This window comes from Vibrio sp. 10N.239.312.C11, from assembly GCF_041466065.1.
In the GTDB taxonomy this organism is placed as follows: domain Bacteria; phylum Pseudomonadota; class Gammaproteobacteria; order Enterobacterales; family Vibrionaceae; genus Vibrio; species Vibrio tasmaniensis_A.
The window spans coordinates 52,874-70,233 of record NZ_JBFSRZ010000014.1 but is presented as its reverse complement, the minus strand read 5'-3'; the positions used below and the strand labels follow the sequence as shown (position 1 = coordinate 70,233).

Here is a 17,360-nt window from a genome sequence, read left to right as displayed (position 1 = left end):
GTAAAACCTATTTATTGTTGATTTTTTATAGAGAAAAGCCGTTACGGCTGAGTCAAAAGGTAGTTGATCGTTTTTGCGATACCTTGAACATCTTGGTGACCTGCTGTGAGTACTTGGTATTTACCGTTGATGATAAATGTTGGTACTGAGTTGATTTGACCTTTTACTGAGATCTCTTCAGCTTTCTTTACGTAGTCAAATAGAGCGACTTGCTGCTCTTTGTTCAGTTGGTATGGGCTAACCAGACCACGAGAAGTGAACGCAGTCTCTAGAGCTTGTTGACGTTGTTCAGGAGTCGCATCTGCACCCATTTGAACCGCAGCAAATAGGTCGTCCATGAACGCGTGGTCAGGTGTCGCATCAAGTTGCATTACTGCTGTGTAGTAGATCATTGCGCTGATTTGAGCACTTTCATTGAACGTAACGTGCATCTTGCCAATAGTTTGGTCTGTTAGAGATTCGATCTCTGGAATTGCACTTTCCATTTGACGGCAGTGACCACAATTTAGAGAGAAGATTTCAGTGATCGGAGACAGGTTAAATTCAGTTAGAGCAGTAGGCAGCGCTTCGTATTGGACGCCTTTCTGTGGCTCGTCTGTTTCACTACAACCCGCGATAATCAGTACGGCAGCAAGTGCTGTGATGAATTTAGTAAATGGTTTAAACATAATGTTTGCTCTAGCGTTGAGAAGTCGTGAGATTCTAACTATTTAGTACGAATTGGAAAACAATTATAAGGTAAATAAATGCAAACAGTTGGAACGGGCGGGCGATGACAGGCGAGTTGACGGTTAACTGTGATCAAAAACACTTTTTTGGGACGTGCTTTCTTTTCGTATAAAGTTTTTGTCTAAAGTTTTTCTCTCAGTGCCGATATAGACATTAGTGAATGGTTTATCTGCATAAGTGGTTGGTGAAGTAATGAGATATTTAGCGATAATGTTAAGCATAGCTTTGGCTGGGTGCGAAACTACGTTACCAACGGGGTTATTCGGTGAGGATATGTTACAAACTGCACCGAAAACTGATTACGACATTATGTACCCTGAATGGGGGGTGGTTCAAACCACTCATCAGCAAGGAACTATTACCACTAACTACGGACGTGGCGTTTCGACCAATGATCCACTGGAAGTCTTTTTAAGACAAAACCGTATCGATTTTGAAGTTTTACCTGGCAACCATGTGATGGTAAAGCTTGTACAGCATGTGAACTTTAAAACAGGTTCGACATCTCCTGAACCCGCTTACAACAATTGGTTGGACACGTTAGGCAGCTATCTTTCTCGACGCCAAGACATTGATGTCGTCATTGAAGGGCACACGGATAATACAGGCAGTGATCGTGTTAATGATCCGCTCTCTGAACAGCGCGCAAAAGAAGTGAAAGCTCGCTTAGAAAGTAACTATGTTTCGAGTCGTGCTATTTACACCCGCGGTTTCGGTGAGTACGTTCCCGCGTGTAACAACGCTTCAGTACAAGGTAAAGCCTGTAACCGCCGTGTAGAGTTGATGCTGATTGTGGCGAAATAGATGCGAGAAGCTTGATTCTTTGAATCGAAAGAGCGTATCGATTACAGACATAAAAAAATCCCTCATGAAGAGGGATTTTTTGTATTTAGCTTGTGTTGCTTTTTCCGCTTATGCGAACTGATTTTCTAAGTAAGATACGATATCTGAAGATTCGTACATCCACTCAGTTTTACCGTCTTTCTCGATACGTAGACAAGGAACTTTCACACGACCGCCGCCAGCTTCAAGCTCTGCACGGTGTTGTTCGTTGTTTTTTGCATCACGAAGTTCAAACTGAACAGACTGACGTTTCATCGAGCGTCGTACTTTTACACAAAATGGACATGCCTCGAATTGGTACAACGTGTGCGTTTTTGCCTGCTCGTTCACTTTGCTTTGTTCTTCTTGAGAACGCTTCACACCGCGTGGGCTGAAAACAAAATTCAACAACAAGATGACGCGACCTAAAAACCAACGGATAAACTTCATAACTCTCTCTACATATTTAAAATTAGCGTTACAATTTGCAGCATTATATACACAAGTTTTGTCAGATGCTCGCAACAAACCGCTAATATCTATTTTGTCCGTTCGATCGTGTGAGACTTCGCCACATTTAGCCCTAAACGTTTGGACAGTCGAGTCAGGTTTGCTCGGTCTGTTTTCAGAACTCGCCCTGCTTGCGCCCAGTTAAAGTTGGCATCTTCCAACACCTCAGTGATGATGCTGCGTTGAAAATTATCGGTAGCGCCACGTAAACCTGCAGATAGGTCGATCGTTGGTGTTGATAAAGGTGTGTTTTTTACCGGTGTCGTCGCTATAGGCTGATCTTGGTCGAGTGGGCCACAATCTTCTTTAGTGATTGTCACGAGGTTTTTGTTGGTGCTACGAGCTAATGCTTTTAGTGCCGAGCGGCTAATCACGTGCTCAAGCTCACGTACGTTACCTGGCCAACCGTAACGGTTTAAAAATACCAGTACATCAGAGCGGAATTTAACTTGGTTGATACCAAGTTTACGACGTGCCTGTTCTAGGAAGAAGCCTGCTAGCAAGCTGATGTCGTCACCTCGGTCTTTCAGAGCTGGCACTGCGATAGGGTACACACTCAATCGGTGGTATAAATCGGCTCTGAATCGACCGTCTTCAACTTCTTGCTTTAAGTCTCGGTTGGTTGCAGCTAAAACACGAACATCAATAGTTTGAATGTTGTCTTGGCCTACAGGTTGGATTTCGTTGTTTTGCAGTGCACGCAATAGCTTACTTTGTGCTGCTAAAGGCAATTCACCAATTTCATCTAAGAATAGCGTGCCGCCATCGGCTAGAGCAAACTTACCTAAGCGGTTTTTGTCTGCACCAGTAAACGCGCCACGAACGTGACCAAATAGTTCACTCTCTACCAAGTTCTCAGGAATAGCTGCACAGTTGACATAGACGAGTGGGTTACGTTTACGCTGCGATTGGTGATGCAGGGTTCGAGCAACGAGCTCTTTACCAACACCTGTATCACCATGAATCAGAATATTAAATTCAGAGGGTGCGACAACCGCGATATCGTTTTTAAGCGCGACCATGGTGTCACTATTACCAATCAATTCGCCGCCGTCACGTTCCCACGCTTCAACATTCAGCTCTTCCAGTAATTGCTTTGACTGTTTTGCTTGATGTTCAAGTTGCGAGAAAGTCATCGCCATTTGCATCGTAGAGGCAGCAATAGCAGCGAGAACTTCTAGGTTCCGAGCAGGAATATTCGCGAAGACATCAGGTTTTAGGCTGTCGAGGGTTAGTACCCCTAACAATTTGTCACCAAAAAGAAGAGGCAAACCCATACAGGCATGCATAGGCAAATCGCCGTCGTGGTCGATCAGTAAGCCATCGAAAGGATCAGGCAATGAGCTATCCGCATCAAAACGAACTGGAGAACGCGATGCACAAATCGCATCAAAACGTGGATGTTCTGAAATAATAAAGCGGCGACCGAATGTATCTCGACTGAGCCCTTGCATTGCGATGGGTACTAGCGTGTCGCCTTGAAGGCTTAAAAGTGCGACACAATCACACGTTATGGTTTTACGAATGGCATCGATTAAGCGATTGAAACGGTCTTGATCGTTCACACCGCTGGCTAAACCAATGGTCATTTCCATGAGAGTGGATGCTGAGATATCTTGCATAAAGGGCTCATACTGTTTGTATTTTTATACATGGTAGAGTCTTTATGACATAAAAAAAAGGTCTTTTTGACTAAAGTTTGAAGAGAGTTTTTGAAGGGATGCTAGGCACAACAAGCTTTCGCATGTTGGCACCGTTTGTGCAATGTGTCCATTGCGTGTTGTCTATATGACTGAATATCTGACCTATCATTGATTTGAATCAATTAATGCGAATTTATCAGTCCACGTAATTCTCATAAAAATAGTAGCCAAAGAGCTCATTGAGAAAGAATTAATATAAAGTCATCTTTAAATAAAATTAGTCAATTTGACATGAAAGGTCAAAAGACTAAGTGTTCGGAGTAAATCAATGCTAAACAATCTACATATCAACATCATCAAATCGACGATTCCTCTTTTAGAAAGCGCAGGCCCTGCTTTAACTCAACACTTCTATCAACGCATGTTCACGCATAACCCTGAATTGAAAGATATCTTCAATATGACTCACCAAAGAACAGGTCGCCAAGGTGTCGCACTGTTTGAAGCTATCGCGGCTTATGCAAAGAACATCGAAAATCTAGCAGCGTTAACCTCAGCGGTTGAGCGTATTGCACAGAAACACACAAGCTTTAATATTCAACCAGACCATTACCAAATCGTTGGTCTTCACCTAATTGAAACACTGCGTGAATTAGCTGCTGATGCATTCACCCCAGAAGTAGAAGAAGCGTGGACTGCCGCTTACCTATTCTTAGCGCAAGTATTTATCGACCGTGAAGCAGAGCTTTACCTACAGCGTAAGCAAGCGGTAGGTGGCTGGGAAGCAGCACGTACTTTCGTGATTGCAGATAAGATTGAAGAATCAGCTCTAGTAACAAGCTTCATCCTACAACCAAAAGATGGCGGTGACGTTCTGGATTACACTCCAGGTCAATACATCGGTATCGAAGTGAAACCTGAAGGTGCTCAGTACAGCGAGATCCGTCAATACTCACTATCAGACAAGCCAAACGGCAAGCAGTACCGAATTTCTGTGAAACGTGAAGGCCAAGGTCAAGAGACTCAAGGCGTAGTATCGAATCACATGCACGATACTGTTGCTATCGGTGATGAAGTTAGCCTATACGCACCAGCGGGTGACTTCATGTATCAAGAGCGCAGCAAGCCAGTAACGCTTATCTCTGCAGGTGTGGGTGTAACACCAATGCAATCAATGCTTGAGTTCTTAAACAACCAGCAGAAAAACGAACCTGTATTGTACCTTCACGCTTGTGAAAACGTAGGTCAACACTCTTTCACGACTCGCGTTAAAGATATTGTTGCCGATAAAGGTTGGGAAGCGAAAACGTGGTACATGAACAAAGGCGAGTCTGCGTGTGAGAACACACATGAAGGTCAAATGGATCTAGCATCTATCTCTGACACCAACGGCTTGGAAGAGAGCGATTTTTACATTTGTGGCCCTGTTGGCTTCATGAAGAACATCGTAGAACAGCTAGATGCACTTAAAGTCGACCGTTCTCGCGTCCACTACGAAGTCTTTGGCCCTCACGCCGATTTCTAATCGTAGTCGCCTGATCTATTAATTCCTTGCCTATTCAAAGGCCTCACAGTGTGAGGCCTTTTTTCGTTTGGTTTGTCCAGCGAGAGACAATTGGATATTGGAGTAGGGGGTGATCAAGGTAAGATCTTCTGGCGTTCGTTTTAAGAACGCTTAACCTTTTTGGACATGTAATCAGAATCAAAAAACTCAGGCCAGTACATTTTCACATAACCGCCTGCCACCCAAATCACTAGGATGGTCGCGATGGTTAATTCAAAGAAGCCGAATTTATGCAGCCAATACCATTGTGGGTATTCAGCACCGAAAAATGTGGTTAAGCGGTGCATAGCAATGGCGCTGATCACGGACGGGAAGGTGACGGCTGCAATCGAAGGTTGGAACTTAAGACGCATTAGACGGATGTAACATAAGTAAATCAATAGAGTCATGGTGATAGCAATGCCAGCCAATGCTCCTGTCAGAATCGGATCTGGGTTGTCGAAGTTCACCAAGTAAGCGGCTAAAGATAAGTTAACCGGAGCCGCCATGATTGCGAGTGTTGGTCTTGCTCGACGTGGCAGGTTTCCTTCGAATACCAAGCGGTACAACACCACTGGCAGCATTAGGAAATAGATACCGATACAAGTGGCCGCCAGTGTCTCTGAAAAAACGGTGTGTCCAAACTGTGTACCTGCTAAGGAACTGCTGATTAACCCCACGGGATACAGGAACCAACTCGGCACAATGTTCGACATTTTGAAATTGAGGATCTGGAAACTAAAGAACAACACCATCATGGTAAAATGCAACAACAACGCGCAGAACCAGACTGGATAGGCGATTATTGGAGATATCTCGGCGAGATAGTCACATAGAATCAATAACGCCATGCTCATCGGCGCCATTAAGCTTCCGCTAAGTGGATGGCGAATGTCATTGATAAAAGTATCAAAACTTGTGAGATAACGAAGTAAAACGGGCAGCAATAACAGTGCGCCAAACGCAGCAAGGTAAGGACGAATGAGCTCACCAACCCCTGGCAGATATAATGCCCAAGCTTGCCCCAGCCCTATAACGCCAAGTGCTAAAGACGCCTGAGATGGTGGAACATTCTTTACTTGGGTTAATCTTCTCCAGTTCAACGACTTGCTCCACTCAGTTAAATGTAGAACGTATACTCTAATCAAAACGTTCAGTCATGCTCACAATCGGTGTTGTTAGGCATGTAAATAATTTCGTGGATAATAGCAAGTTTAACGTTTGCTTTTAAGGTTTTGATTCGAAATTGATATATAAAGCGCGATGAAAGTGTTTTTGATTTTCTTGAGTGTTCTATAAATATTGAGCTTGGTTTGCTTATTGTAGTAGTGGAATTTGACTGTATTAGTGGAACTTAACGAGTTACGTTTAAGTCCCACATTTGAACTGAAGTTTTCAATGTAATTAACGAATTTCCTCTTGCTGAGGGAGATCTTGCTGTCTTAGTTTCTCGTTTTTCAGCGTACGGTTAAGTAGTTGGCTGTAAATTGGCTGACCACCTAACATCTGAGCAATGATTACCGCGCCTAAGCAGGTGATGATCAACGGTAGGATCAGGTAGTAGTTATTGGTCATTTCAATAACCAACAGAATACCAGTGATAGGCGCTCGCACGGTGGCGGCAAACAAGGCTCCCATGCCAGCAATTGCAAACATACCCGGTTCAATATTCAGTTCAGGAAAGAATGCCGCCGCGATAAGCCCAAACGCGTAACCAAAGAGTGTTCCTAGGGCAAGCATTGGTGCAAAGATACCACCCGGTGCACCAGAGCCGAAACAAAGTAGCGTGGTGAGCACGCGCCCTAAGAAGATTAACAGCAGCACGTTTGCGCTGTAGTTGCCATTCGTGATGTTCGGGATGATACCAATACCACCGCCAGTCAACTCGGGTATATAGAGCAGCAATAAGCCAAAGCAACCGCCCAGCAGGGAACCTGTCATTAAGTAGCGTTTACGGTCATTCTTGTGTATTGCCACAAACAGGTCTTGCGAAAGTGTAATCAGCTTATTGAAAATCACACCAAACAGGCCGAACAACACGCCTAACAACAAGAATAACCACAGAGCATCCAGTTCAGGCGGTTGGTATTGAGGCATAGTGATAACGGCAGATTGTCCGTTGATTGATCGAAAAACGATGTTGGCTGAAACCGCGGAGATGATGACGGCTTTAATTGATATGAGTGAGTAGCGAAACTGTGGTCTCATCTCCTCGACTACAAACATGATGCCAGCCAGTGGTGCATTGAATGCGGCGGCTAAACCACCTGCGGCACCCGAAGCTAATAGTGAGTGGCGAGTATCGTCATCTTTAACTCGAAAGATATCGGTGACCATGCGACCAATACTGCCGCCCATTTGAACGGTTGGTCCTTCACGGCCTAAAACCATCCCAGAACCTAATGCGCCCATACCGCCAAAGAATTTTACTGGCAATACTCTCCACCATCGAACAGGGCGCATACCGTCCATCGCCCCTTCAATTTCAGGGATGCCTGAGCCTGCAGCCTCTGGAGCGAAACGGTGAACGAGGAAGTAACCAATAAAGGCAAATGCAGCACTAATAAGGAAAGCGGCGAGCCAAAGAGGTAAATAGCTACCAATCTCATCTTTTAGCCAATCGGTACGAGTTTCGGTGATGAAATGAACTGCGACTTCGAAATAGGTACCCACCACGCCAGCAAGTACACCTACAATACAAGAAAGAAAGAGAACGGAAGCGGGTGTCTTATCTCTTGAGAGAAATTGATTAATAGCATCCCTTGGCATTTTGGCGAGTAGGGACTGCTTAATTTTCTCTCTTCTGGTCATTGAGATAAGGCTCCTGAATGGGTTGAGGCGGGACTGCAATAAATTATACGCGTCCTCTGCATATCCTATAGCAGCAAAGATGCAAAGTTGAATTTCATTTATGGAATATACGTGTTACATAAATGGAATCTATAGGCAATAGTTGAATGGCCGTCACAATTTTGATCGATTCTCCGGTGGCGGCTTGAATATCCCCAAAAATGAACCATAGTTAAATCGTAAAGCAACATAACGAACCGCAAGGAGAAGTGAGGTTTTACACACAATTTGGATGGATTCAGAATAAAGTTTTAGTTCCTCGTTAAATGTTCAGGTCGATATTTAAGGCTTCCTGATTCGCGAACTCACGATTGAGTAACGAGGGTGAGGCGTACTGAGTAAGTACGCCTTTAGTTCGTCTGGAGCATTCCTTTTTCATAGTTCCCCCCTTTCTAGTGACACTCATACAACTTCTGGCTTAAATCATTCTCCGTATAAACAAGCGATTGGGGTCAATTTCTCCGTGATTGTGTATATACTCCTAAAAAAAGGAGAACTGATATGACCAAAAAAGTTCCTACAAACATAATTACGGGTTTCTTGGGTGTTGGCAAAACGACAGCTATTTTGAACCTGCTCAAAAATAAACCTGAGAATGAAAACTGGGCTGTTCTGGTTAATGAGTTCGGGGAAATTGGCATCGATGGCGCATTGATGACAGATCAAGGTGCTTTGATTAAAGAAGTACCGGGTGGCTGCATGTGCTGTACCGCTGGTGTGCCTATGTCAGTGGGTATTAATGCTTTACTACGCCAGAAGCCGGACCGTTTATTGATTGAACCTACAGGGCTTGGTCATCCAAAGCAGGTTATTGCGACGTTAACTTCAGAGCAATACACACCTTACGTTGACCTAAAAGCGACGCTAGGTTTGGTTGACCCAAGAAATCTGTCGATTGAGAAATATACGTCTAATCAGAACTTCAATGATCAACTGGACAGTGCAGATGTGATTCTTGGTACTAAGGTTGACCTTGTTCATTCTGAAGACATCGATGTGTTCAATGATTGGGTGACGGATCAAACGCCAGCAAAAGTCTTCCATAAGCTAATTCACGATGGTGAAGTGCCATTGGAAGTGTTGGACATTGAAAGAGTATACGGCAGTGCTTCCTCTCATATTGAAGCGCATCATCACGATCACGCTGAGCAAGAGCCTCAATTCCAACTTCCTCCCGGTGAAGCTTTCATCCGTAAAGAGAATAAAGGACAGGGCTATTTCAGTTGCGGTTGGCTATTTGGCGCAGAGCATAAGTTTGATTTTGATGCGCTGTTTTCAATGCTGTCGGATCTAACGGCTGAGCGTGTAAAAGCCGTAGTGAACACCGACCAAGGTTGCTACGCATTCAATGTGGCGAATCAAGTAGTGTCAGTGAATGAAATTTCCCTTGATGGCTTTGAGTCTCGTCTTGAAGTGATCGACTCGCAGTTAATGCCTTGGGACGATCTCGAGCAGATTCTACTCAAGCTGTGTGGCATCAAATAGCCCTGTTTTTGCTGTTTGAACTAAGGATCTTGGTGTTTACCTCGTTGAAGGTGGGGTAAACACCAGATTAAATGAGAAAGTTTGCGTTATATCACGATAAATGTGAGATAAATCACTCTAATTACTTTATAGTGCTCGGCTGAAATAAGAATGTAGGCTGTCTGCTTAAGGAACCCGTAACAATGTCATTTTCCTCTCAAGGTTTTGCTCCTGAATTAGTCAAAGCGTTGACTGAGTGTGGTTATGAAAAACTCACTCCAATTCAACAAAAAGCGATTCCAATGGCTCGTAAAGGCCATGATATTTTTGCTACTGCTCAAACCGGTACGGGTAAAACAGCGGCATTTTCATTGCCTGTTATCCAACACCTTTTGAACAGCGGCAAAAAGGCTTCTAGAGGAACGGCTCGCGGCCTTATTCTTGCTCCAACTCGTGAGCTTGCTGCGCAGATCGCTCAAAACATTAAAGACTACGTTAAATACACGGAACTAAGCGTTTCAGCGGTTTACGGTGGTAACAAAATGTCTTCACAAGTTCGTCAATTAGAGCTGGGTGTGGATATTTTGGTTGCAACACCTGGACGTTTAGAAGAGCACTTAGAAGCGGGTAACGTGGCTATCGCAAACCTAGAATTTCTAGTATTTGATGAAGCTGACCGTATCCTTGATATGGGCTTCATTAATGCCGTTCGTAAGATCATGCTAGATGTAGAAACATCACCGCAAATCATGATGTTCTCTGCAACGACTTCTACTCAGTTAAACCAACTGTCTGTTGATATTCTGCGTAAACCAAAACGTATCAGTGTTGAGCGTGAAAACTCAACGGCTGCAACTGTTGGTCACGTGGTGTATCCAGTTGATCAAGAGCGTAAAACAGAGCTACTTTCTGAGCTGATCGGTCGTAAAAACTGGCGCCAAGTGCTTGTGTTCGTGAACTACAAAGAAACAGCAAACGATGTAGTTAAAGAGCTCAAGCTTGACGGCATTAAAGCGGTACTTTGTCACGGTGATAAAGCGCAAAGTGCTCGTCGTCGTGCGTTGGATGACTTCAAAGAAGGCAGAGCGCGCGTAATGGTTGCAACCGACGTTGCGGCACGCGGTCTTGATATCGAAGACTTACCACACGTAATTAACTACGACATGCCTTTCCTAGCGGAAGATTACGTTCACCGTATTGGTCGTACAGGTCGTGCTGGTAAACAAGGTCACGCAATCTCTTTCGTTAACCGCGAAGAAGAGCTGACTGTTGTTCAAGTTGAAAAACTGATCCAACAACGTATTCGCCGTGTTGAACAACCGGGTTATGAACCGAAGAAACGTGATGCTTACATCGAGAAGCTGAACACTAAATCGGCGTACAAAAACCGTCAGGGTCGTAAGAACAACGCAAACGAAGAGCCACAAGATCAAGCAAGTGCTGAACGTCGTTTGACTATGATGAAGCGAATTAAAAACCGTCGTAAGTAATTACGGTTGGTGATTGAAAAGAGCCACTGTTATGTGGCTCTTTTTGTTTGTATTGTTCGCAATATTGGTTATTGTCATCACTACTTCGTTTCAACATCGCTTCATTTCAAGTCCGATCAAGAAGCAAAAGCCACTAAATAAAAATAAGCCAGTAAGGTAATAATATGGATAGCGCACTACTTTGGGCTTTTATTCCCACGTTTTTCTTTGTGTCAATCACGCCCGGAATGTGTATGACTTTGGCGTTGACACTTGGAATGAGTGTTGGATACAAACGTACATTATGGATGATGATCGGTGAACTGGCCGGTGTCGCTGTGGTTTCCATTGCTGCGGTATTGGGTATTGCATCTATTATGTTGAACTACCCGTGGCTATTTACGGGCTTCAAGTTTGTTGGTGCAGCTTACTTGTTCTATTTAGGCGTTCAGATGTGGCGTTCGAGAGGCAAATTAGCGATCAGCACTGACAACCAAACAACCAAAGGCAGCAATGATTGGGACTTGGTGGTGCAAGGCTTCGTAACGGCAATCGCAAATCCTAAAGGCTGGGCATTCATGATTTCCTTATTGCCTCCTTTTATTAACAGTAATAAAGACTTAGCGCCGCAGTTATTCATTTTAGTGTCTATTATTCTGGTTTCTGAATTTGTCTGCATGACCTTATACGCGACAGGCGGAAAGAGCTTAAAGCATATGCTAGGCAAAGCCGATAACGTTAAGTTAATGAACCGTATTGCAGGTACGTTGATGATGGGCGTTGGTGTTTGGTTGTTCGTGAGTTAACTGTGATTAACGGTATTGCGATCAACGATAACGGTTAGAGATCTCTGACTCAGTCGTTCCTCCTTCTCGAGGATGACGGTGCGTGATTTGGTTTGGGGTGAAGAGCAGTTTACAAAGTCGCAGATCATTAGTTGAATCAAAGATCGTATAGAATTTAAAAAAGAGCGATAGGGCATTTGGCCTTATCGCTCTTTTTTGATTTTACTTAACTAGCGAACAGAAACTAGATAACAGTAAGGTTGCTGATCTTAGGTAGATTTGCTTATTAAACCGCGATTTCACCGCCGTCTTCACGGCGAATCACAACGGTAGATGCTCTTGGACGAACGTTGCCTTGAGTTTGTGCGGTTGCATCTTGAGACGATGGCCAGTTTGCTGGGTGTTGAATGTTCACAAACAGTGATTTGAAATCCGGGCTGATGGTAAAGCCAGTTACTTCACAACCGTTTGGACCAACAAAGAAGCGTTTAAGTTGTGCTTGGTTGTTTGCATCAATTACCGCGCTGTTGCCGTTGTCATCCGTTAGCTGAGATGGAACCACTGCCAGCATTTGGTCATTGGTGTAGCCAGTAACTTCGTCTGCGCCGTTATCCGTCTGAATCCAGAGAATGCCACGAGCATCGAACGCTAAGCCGTCAGGGCTCGCGAATTGGTTCATGTCTGTTAGACCTGAGCGGTTAATAGACTTGTCATCCACTGCTGGAGAGCCAAATACGAAGATATCCCAATCGAACTCACCTGCTGTTTTGCCTTCATCCCAACGAATAACATGACCGAACTTGTTGTCTACGCGAGGGTTCGCAGAGTTCGCTTCTTTACGCTTGTTGTTATTAGTCAGCGTTAGGTAAGCCGTACCTGTCATTGGGTCAACAGAGCACCATTCTGGGCGATCCATAGGGGTTGCGCCTACAAGGTCGGCGGCGCCTGCTGTGTTGATGATAAGAGCTGCTTGAGAGTCAAATGAATCACCTAGCTTGCCACCGTTTGTCGTCTTGCTACTCAGAGTTAGCGGTAGCCAAGTACCTGAACCATCATCATTGAATTTAGCCACATACAGCGTGCCTTTGTCCATGTACTTGTCACCCGCACTTAGACGGTTACTTGGCTCAGCGTCACGCGGGTCCCATTTCTCTTCAGAAACGAATTTGTACAGGTATTCAAAACGAGAGTCGTGGCCAGAATAGAACACGATAGGCTCACCTTCAGTAAGTTTGCCAAACGTACAACCTTCATGACGGAAACAACCCAATGCTGAACGCTTCTTAGCGCGAGAGTTCGCTGTGTATGGGTCGATTTCAACGATGTAGCCGTGGCCGTTTGCTTCGTTACGGTAATCGTCCATTGGAGAATCAGCGCTTGGTGTTACATCAAAGCGAGCAAACTCATCCAAGCGTTCTTGTTTATCACCAGAAAGCGTGTCCCAGCCGTAGCGAGTTTTATCAGTTGCGATGCCGATACGCTCTTGAGCTGGTGTTGTTGTCCCTTTATTAACGAAGTAACCCGGCCAGTTCTCTTCACAAGTCAGATAAGTGCCCCATGGCGTGTAACCATTACCGCAGTTATTTAATGTGCCGCGCGCTTGGCTGCCGTCTTGTGAGAATTTCGTTTTGGTAAACTCACTGTGAGCAACAGGGCCAGAAAGATCCATTACGGTCGCGCCCGTGTAGCGGCGGTTAAGTGGATCGTTATCCACCATTATCCATTGATTACCTTCAAGCTTAACGCGAACAACACTCACGCCGTGTGCGTTGATCTCTTTGCGTACTTCATCAAGGCTAGGGCGGTTGCCTTCATCGTATGTTGGACCATTAGCGTGCAGTGCTTTTTGGTCGATGTATTCGTGGTTGATCACCAACAAGCCGTCGTTACTGTTGCCATCAAGCGGGAAGAAGTGCATGCCGTCGTGGTGCATGCCCAGTGAGTTCGCTTGATCTTGTGCGTTGTTGGTTCCATCTTTTAACCAAGCCTTGCCTTGCTTATTCAGTGGGGTACCCCAAGGAACCAATACTTGTGCTGTATAGCCTTTTGGTACAGCGACACTGTCTGTCAAAGAGCCTTTAACCGACTCGAAGGCAAGTGTTGCGGTGCTTTTGTGCGCGCCCGTTGCTTGCATTGTCGTAGCGTTAGCCGTGCTATGACCCGCTAAACCAAATGCGCCAAAGGCGGTCATTGCACTGATGCCAAGACCTCCTTTCAGAACGTTTCTTCTTGAAAGGTTCGCATCTAGAACTTCTTCGAAGGGCTTGTTGGTACTCTTGTTAAAGCGAGTGCTATCAAATGTTTCCTTGCTCATCGGGACTGCTTCCTGTTGGCTGACTTTATTATTCGTTATTCACGTGTAACCAAGCTATTTCTAATGAGTTAATAGTTGGTTCAATGTGTGAACAATCGTGAAGGAGTTAAGTGACAGATTTTTATAGTTTTGATTAAGGTTTTGTTTCTGCAGCACGATTTTTTCCGTTAAGCCTCTCATGTAATACAAAACTCTTGGGAATTAACGAAGAACTGTGTATAAATGCTTTATCAAACGAAAAGAGAGACAGTTATGAAATTAGATAAAATCGAAAACAAAAATCGCCGCCTACGCAAGAAGTTATACCTAGGTGAATTCGCTATTCTAGGTTTTGAAGTAAGCTGCACGACTTCGATTGCTGATTTTGACCAATACGATGTGTTCATCGATGAATTTATCGATTTTATCGACAGCATCGGCCTGTGCTTTGGTGGCGGTGGTTTAGAGCTGTTCGAAGGTTTCTTATGTTCTATTGAGCGCTACCGTTCAGTGACAGAAGCAGAGCAACTGCAAGTAGCGCAGTGGCTTGAAGCTCGCGCAGAAGTAAGCAAAGTTGAAGTAAGCGAACTTGTTGACGCAAACTACGCATTCTAAATTGGTGGTGTATTGTTCGCTCAGCTGAAATCGATGGAGCTTTCGTGAGAGAACTTTGACACATCAGATAAAAGGCCCAGTCGGTATGTCGATTGGGCCTTTTGCGTTTGGTCAGCTCAACACCAGACCTCGGATTTCAGGTGTTGTAGTTTTCTTCGATTTAGAACCTGTACGACTTGTCCAAGGGGGAGCGACTAACTTGTTGGAGTGTTTGAAGCAGAATTGGAAATATGCGCTTTTTCAATTCGTCCCGTGACTTAGTGCTATTTACTTAGCGTCGTTTTCTTCGTTCACTTTTGCATAGAAATGCAGCAACTCTGTGAGCTCTTTTACCCAACCAAATGCTTCTGTCGGTGCTTTCGACAAAATCTTCTCGACTTTGTCACAGTGAGTTTCAAGGCTGATCGCTTGCTCAAGGTTGAACGACATTGCATAGAAGTGCCAAAGCAACAGTCGAGTCATGCGCTCGATGTTTTGCTGTGAGTTATCCGACTCACTAAACGCAAGATTCACTTCACTCGGCGCGATTGCTGTCATTCGCAACATCGCATCAAACTTCGCTGATTGCATACGCTCTTCATTGGTCACTTCTTCCTGTTCGAACGTAAACAGTTCCGTCATTGCATCTTCAGGGACAAGGCGATGAATCATTCTTAAACTAAATTCTTCTAGTTCTTCACGAGGCATGTTGTTTAAGCAAGTTAAAGTGTAATCGCGTTGCATGGTGTTCTCTTGGATCTGCAAAAAGGTCAGACAGTTTAATGGAGAAGCGAGTTCAGAAAAAGCAGATTTTAGATAAGCCTACGTTTGTAGGCTTATCTATATACTACAAGCCCTAAAATTGATGTTTAGGGAAACTGTATTTAGGTTTGAACGCAGTATCAGGCTTTGCTATGGCTTGGCGGTTGATATTGCATAGACTGGTCGTTTCTCATGAAAATGTTGCTCGCGACCAGGCTGCCGATGCAAATCGAACCAAGCGCTAACCAAGTCATCGTATCCGGAATTTCGTTGAACAGTGGGATCGCCAACAAGGTTGCAACGGCAGGTGTTGCACTGCCAAAAGCGGCTGAGCGTTCTGCTCCTAGTGTATTAACAGCATATAGATAAGTGAATGCTGCTATTAAGCCTGCACCTACGCCTTGCACCGCAGAATGCACGGCAAGCTCTGCAATTGGCCATTGAGCAATTGGTGTTTCCATTAAATGGCTAGGGAGGGTTCCTGTAAAGATAAGGATCAGCAACAGCAAGGTGGAACAGAATGAAATAAACCCCGCACTGACGAGCGCATTAAGATTGGCAACACGTGCTGAAATGGTAAACGTCGCCCACATCAAGCTGCCAAACAAAAACAACACGTGACCTTTGGTATATTCAAAGTTGAAGCTGCTTAAGCTACTTCCCAGAAACAACAATATCCCAAGCGAAACCAGACCTAAACCAACGACACGGTGTCGGCTAAGCGGCTGCTTAAAAAAGAGTACCGCGATCCCTGTTACAAATAGAGGAAGCGTTCCCGGAACTAAAGCACTCCCGTGTGATACCGGAACGAACTGCATGGCTGTTCCTGCAACGAGTAAATAAGGTAACCCGCACCCCACAAACATACCGGCCAAGTATCGATTCGGGACAGCAGCGATCGTGCTACGTGCTTTCCACACCAAAGGTAATAGCGCCAATGCTGGTATGAGGAATCGAGTCAGTGCGATGTCTGCAGGTGTTAAATCTGAATTTGCGCCGCCTTTAAGAGAAAGGAAAAAGCTCGCCCAGATGAGCAGAGTGACAGTAATAGATAAATAGCCAAGCTTCATAATAAACAAGGAAAGTGAATGATGATTAATTATGGGGTACTTGGTGTGCCATAGGTTGGCAAGTTTTGTTCTAACTTGAGTTGTAGTTGATGATTTCTGCTAATATCTTGCCAATTGTTAACGAATTTAACCAACAATTGGTATTTGCTATGGATAGGATTGATAGACATCTTCTTGAGTTGCTTCAGAAAGACGGCAGGCTAACCACCGCTGAGTTAGCTGATGAAGTTGGCTTATCGGCTTCACCGTGCGCGAGGCGCATCAAAAGACTGGAAGAAAAAGGAATTATTGATGGTTACCGTGTGAGCCTGTCACGGGAACAGGTCGGCATCGCAATGAGCGTGTTTGTTGAAGTGAGCTTGAACAACCACCAAGAAGTGTCGATCGATAAATTTGAAAGTGCGGTTGTCGAGATGGAAGAGGTCATTAGCTGTCACGTTGTATCCGGAGCTTATGACTATCTTTTAGAAGTTGTCAGCCCAAACCTTATGGCTTATGAAGCATTTACCAGAAAGTTACAGCGACTCTCCAACGTAAAAGACATACATACCCATCTTGCGATTAGGCAAGTGAAAGGCAATGCGCCACTTCCTGTTTATACGGACTGACTGTTTATGCGAGCTAACGGATTATACGAACAAACTGTCTATACGAACTAACAGTTTATACCGACTAAGCCGTAGGTAGGTGACACGCTGCCCGATGACATGAGTTGAAAAAGAAATGATTTTATGACGAATAGGAAGTACGGTCGCTATTAACGGCTATCTGACGAATGCGGATACGCTACAATAAAAAGCGGAGCACCTCGTGAAAGGTACTCCGT

At 44.6% G+C, this 17,360-nt stretch carries 15 protein-coding genes; 7 read left to right on the top strand and 8 right to left on the bottom strand.

Going from position 1 to position 17,360, the window contains the following annotated elements; translation table 11 throughout:
- Nucleotides 1–41 precede the first annotated feature (41 nt).
- A complete protein-coding gene (locus tag AB6D07_RS08635) occupies nucleotides 42–668 on the bottom strand; it encodes a thiol:disulfide interchange protein DsbA/DsbL (RefSeq protein ID WP_017097500.1) in 627 nt (208 codons plus the stop codon).
- Between the two features lie 271 nt (nucleotides 669–939).
- On the opposite strand from AB6D07_RS08635, the gene AB6D07_RS08630 reads away from it, so the two are divergent.
- A complete protein-coding gene (locus AB6D07_RS08630) occupies nucleotides 940–1,533 on the top strand; it encodes an OmpA family protein (RefSeq protein ID WP_032499738.1) in 594 nt (197 codons plus the stop codon).
- A gap of 108 nt (nucleotides 1,534–1,641) precedes the next feature.
- Here the strand turns inward: AB6D07_RS08630 and AB6D07_RS08625 are convergent, their stop codons facing one another.
- Together AB6D07_RS08625 and norR are read right to left on the bottom strand one after the other, a co-directional pair.
- Nucleotides 1,642–2,001, bottom strand: coding sequence for a glutaredoxin (locus AB6D07_RS08625; protein WP_029222916.1), 360 nt, complete (start codon nucleotides 1,999–2,001; stop codon nucleotides 1,642–1,644).
- Nucleotides 2,002–2,090: 89 nt separating this feature from the next.
- Nucleotides 2,091–3,683 carry a nitric oxide reductase transcriptional regulator NorR gene (gene norR / locus AB6D07_RS08620; RefSeq protein WP_017102876.1) on the bottom strand — a complete coding sequence of 531 codons (1,593 nt, stop codon included), beginning with the start codon at nucleotides 3,681–3,683 and terminating at the stop codon, nucleotides 2,091–2,093.
- Between the two features lie 349 nt (nucleotides 3,684–4,032).
- Between norR and hmpA the strand changes: the two genes are divergently transcribed.
- On the top strand, nucleotides 4,033–5,229 hold the full coding sequence (hmpA, locus tag AB6D07_RS08615; protein WP_372092179.1) for an NO-inducible flavohemoprotein: 1,197 nt from the start codon (nucleotides 4,033–4,035) through the stop codon (nucleotides 5,227–5,229).
- Between the two features lie 140 nt (nucleotides 5,230–5,369).
- Here the strand turns inward: hmpA and AB6D07_RS08610 are convergent, their stop codons facing one another.
- The gene (locus AB6D07_RS08610) at nucleotides 5,370–6,350 is read right to left on the bottom strand and encodes a TDT family transporter (RefSeq protein WP_029222915.1); all 981 of its coding nucleotides are present in this window, start codon (nucleotides 6,348–6,350) and stop codon (nucleotides 5,370–5,372) included.
- A 301-nt stretch (nucleotides 6,351–6,651) separates the two neighbouring features.
- Nucleotides 6,652–8,058: a H(+)/Cl(-) exchange transporter ClcA gene (gene clcA / locus AB6D07_RS08605; protein WP_029222914.1), complete on the bottom strand. Its 1,407-nt coding sequence runs from the start codon at nucleotides 8,056–8,058 to the stop codon at nucleotides 6,652–6,654.
- Nucleotides 8,059–8,598: 540 nt separating this feature from the next.
- Between clcA and AB6D07_RS08600 the strand changes: the two genes are divergently transcribed.
- The 3 genes from AB6D07_RS08600 (at nucleotide 8,599) to AB6D07_RS08590 (ending at nucleotide 11,836) form a co-directional block, all read left to right on the top strand.
- On the top strand, nucleotides 8,599–9,582 hold the full coding sequence (locus AB6D07_RS08600; RefSeq protein ID WP_017101788.1) for a GTP-binding protein: 984 nt from the start codon (nucleotides 8,599–8,601) through the stop codon (nucleotides 9,580–9,582).
- A gap of 182 nt (nucleotides 9,583–9,764) precedes the next feature.
- Nucleotides 9,765–11,051, top strand: coding sequence for a DEAD/DEAH box helicase (locus AB6D07_RS08595; protein ID WP_017101789.1), 1,287 nt, complete (start codon nucleotides 9,765–9,767; stop codon nucleotides 11,049–11,051).
- Between the two features lie 164 nt (nucleotides 11,052–11,215).
- Nucleotides 11,216–11,836 (top strand): LysE family translocator, encoded by a 621-nt coding sequence (locus AB6D07_RS08590; RefSeq protein WP_017102873.1) that lies wholly within the window; start codon nucleotides 11,216–11,218, stop codon nucleotides 11,834–11,836.
- Between the two features lie 265 nt (nucleotides 11,837–12,101).
- Here AB6D07_RS08590 and AB6D07_RS08585 read toward each other — a convergent pair whose 3' ends face one another.
- Nucleotides 12,102–14,129, bottom strand: coding sequence for a PhoX family phosphatase (locus AB6D07_RS08585; RefSeq protein ID WP_017102872.1), 2,028 nt, complete (start codon nucleotides 14,127–14,129; stop codon nucleotides 12,102–12,104).
- 252 nt (nucleotides 14,130–14,381) lie between these two features.
- Here AB6D07_RS08585 and AB6D07_RS08580 point away from each other — a divergent pair, with 252 nt between their 5' ends.
- Nucleotides 14,382–14,723, top strand: coding sequence for a YggL family protein (locus AB6D07_RS08580; RefSeq protein WP_004731398.1), 342 nt, complete (start codon nucleotides 14,382–14,384; stop codon nucleotides 14,721–14,723).
- A 267-nt stretch (nucleotides 14,724–14,990) separates the two neighbouring features.
- Here AB6D07_RS08580 and AB6D07_RS08575 read toward each other — a convergent pair whose 3' ends face one another.
- Nucleotides 14,991–15,446, bottom strand: a complete 456-nt coding sequence (locus AB6D07_RS08575) for an exoribonuclease R (RefSeq protein ID WP_372092184.1) — start codon at nucleotides 15,444–15,446, stop codon at nucleotides 14,991–14,993.
- 158 nt (nucleotides 15,447–15,604) lie between these two features.
- Entirely contained in the window at nucleotides 15,605–16,534 is a 930-nt protein-coding gene (locus AB6D07_RS08570; RefSeq protein WP_029222912.1) for a DMT family transporter, read from the bottom strand.
- Between the two features lie 149 nt (nucleotides 16,535–16,683).
- Here AB6D07_RS08570 and AB6D07_RS08565 point away from each other — a divergent pair, with 149 nt between their 5' ends.
- Nucleotides 16,684–17,142 (top strand): Lrp/AsnC family transcriptional regulator, encoded by a 459-nt coding sequence (locus AB6D07_RS08565; RefSeq protein ID WP_009845472.1) that lies wholly within the window; start codon nucleotides 16,684–16,686, stop codon nucleotides 17,140–17,142.
- The last annotated feature ends 218 nt before the right edge of the window (nucleotides 17,143–17,360 follow it).

Excerpts from the sequence above, each read along its gene's own strand:
- norR (WP_017102876.1), bottom strand. The coding sequence starts at position 3,683 with ATGCAAGATATCTCAGCATCCACTCTCATGGAAATGACCATTGGTTTA.
- AB6D07_RS08565 (WP_009845472.1), top strand. The coding sequence starts at position 16,684 with ATGGATAGGATTGATAGACATCTTCTTGAGTTGCTTCAGAAAGACGGC.
- AB6D07_RS08580 (WP_004731398.1), top strand. The coding sequence starts at position 14,382 with ATGAAATTAGATAAAATCGAAAACAAAAATCGCCGCCTACGCAAGAAG.
- AB6D07_RS08630 (WP_032499738.1), top strand. The coding sequence starts at position 940 with ATGTTAAGCATAGCTTTGGCTGGGTGCGAAACTACGTTACCAACGGGG.
- AB6D07_RS08585 (WP_017102872.1), bottom strand. The coding sequence starts at position 14,129 with ATGAGCAAGGAAACATTTGATAGCACTCGCTTTAACAAGAGTACCAAC.
- clcA (WP_029222914.1), bottom strand. The coding sequence starts at position 8,058 with ATGACCAGAAGAGAGAAAATTAAGCAGTCCCTACTCGCCAAAATGCCA.
- AB6D07_RS08590 (WP_017102873.1), top strand. The coding sequence starts at position 11,216 with ATGGATAGCGCACTACTTTGGGCTTTTATTCCCACGTTTTTCTTTGTG.
- AB6D07_RS08575 (WP_372092184.1), bottom strand. The coding sequence starts at position 15,446 with ATGCAACGCGATTACACTTTAACTTGCTTAAACAACATGCCTCGTGAA.
- AB6D07_RS08635 (WP_017097500.1), bottom strand. The coding sequence starts at position 668 with ATGTTTAAACCATTTACTAAATTCATCACAGCACTTGCTGCCGTACTG.
- AB6D07_RS08625 (WP_029222916.1), bottom strand. The coding sequence starts at position 2,001 with ATGAAGTTTATCCGTTGGTTTTTAGGTCGCGTCATCTTGTTGTTGAAT.
- hmpA (WP_372092179.1), top strand. The coding sequence starts at position 4,033 with ATGCTAAACAATCTACATATCAACATCATCAAATCGACGATTCCTCTT.
- AB6D07_RS08570 (WP_029222912.1), bottom strand. The coding sequence starts at position 16,534 with ATGAAGCTTGGCTATTTATCTATTACTGTCACTCTGCTCATCTGGGCG.
- AB6D07_RS08595 (WP_017101789.1), top strand. The coding sequence starts at position 9,765 with ATGTCATTTTCCTCTCAAGGTTTTGCTCCTGAATTAGTCAAAGCGTTG.
- AB6D07_RS08600 (WP_017101788.1), top strand. The coding sequence starts at position 8,599 with ATGACCAAAAAAGTTCCTACAAACATAATTACGGGTTTCTTGGGTGTT.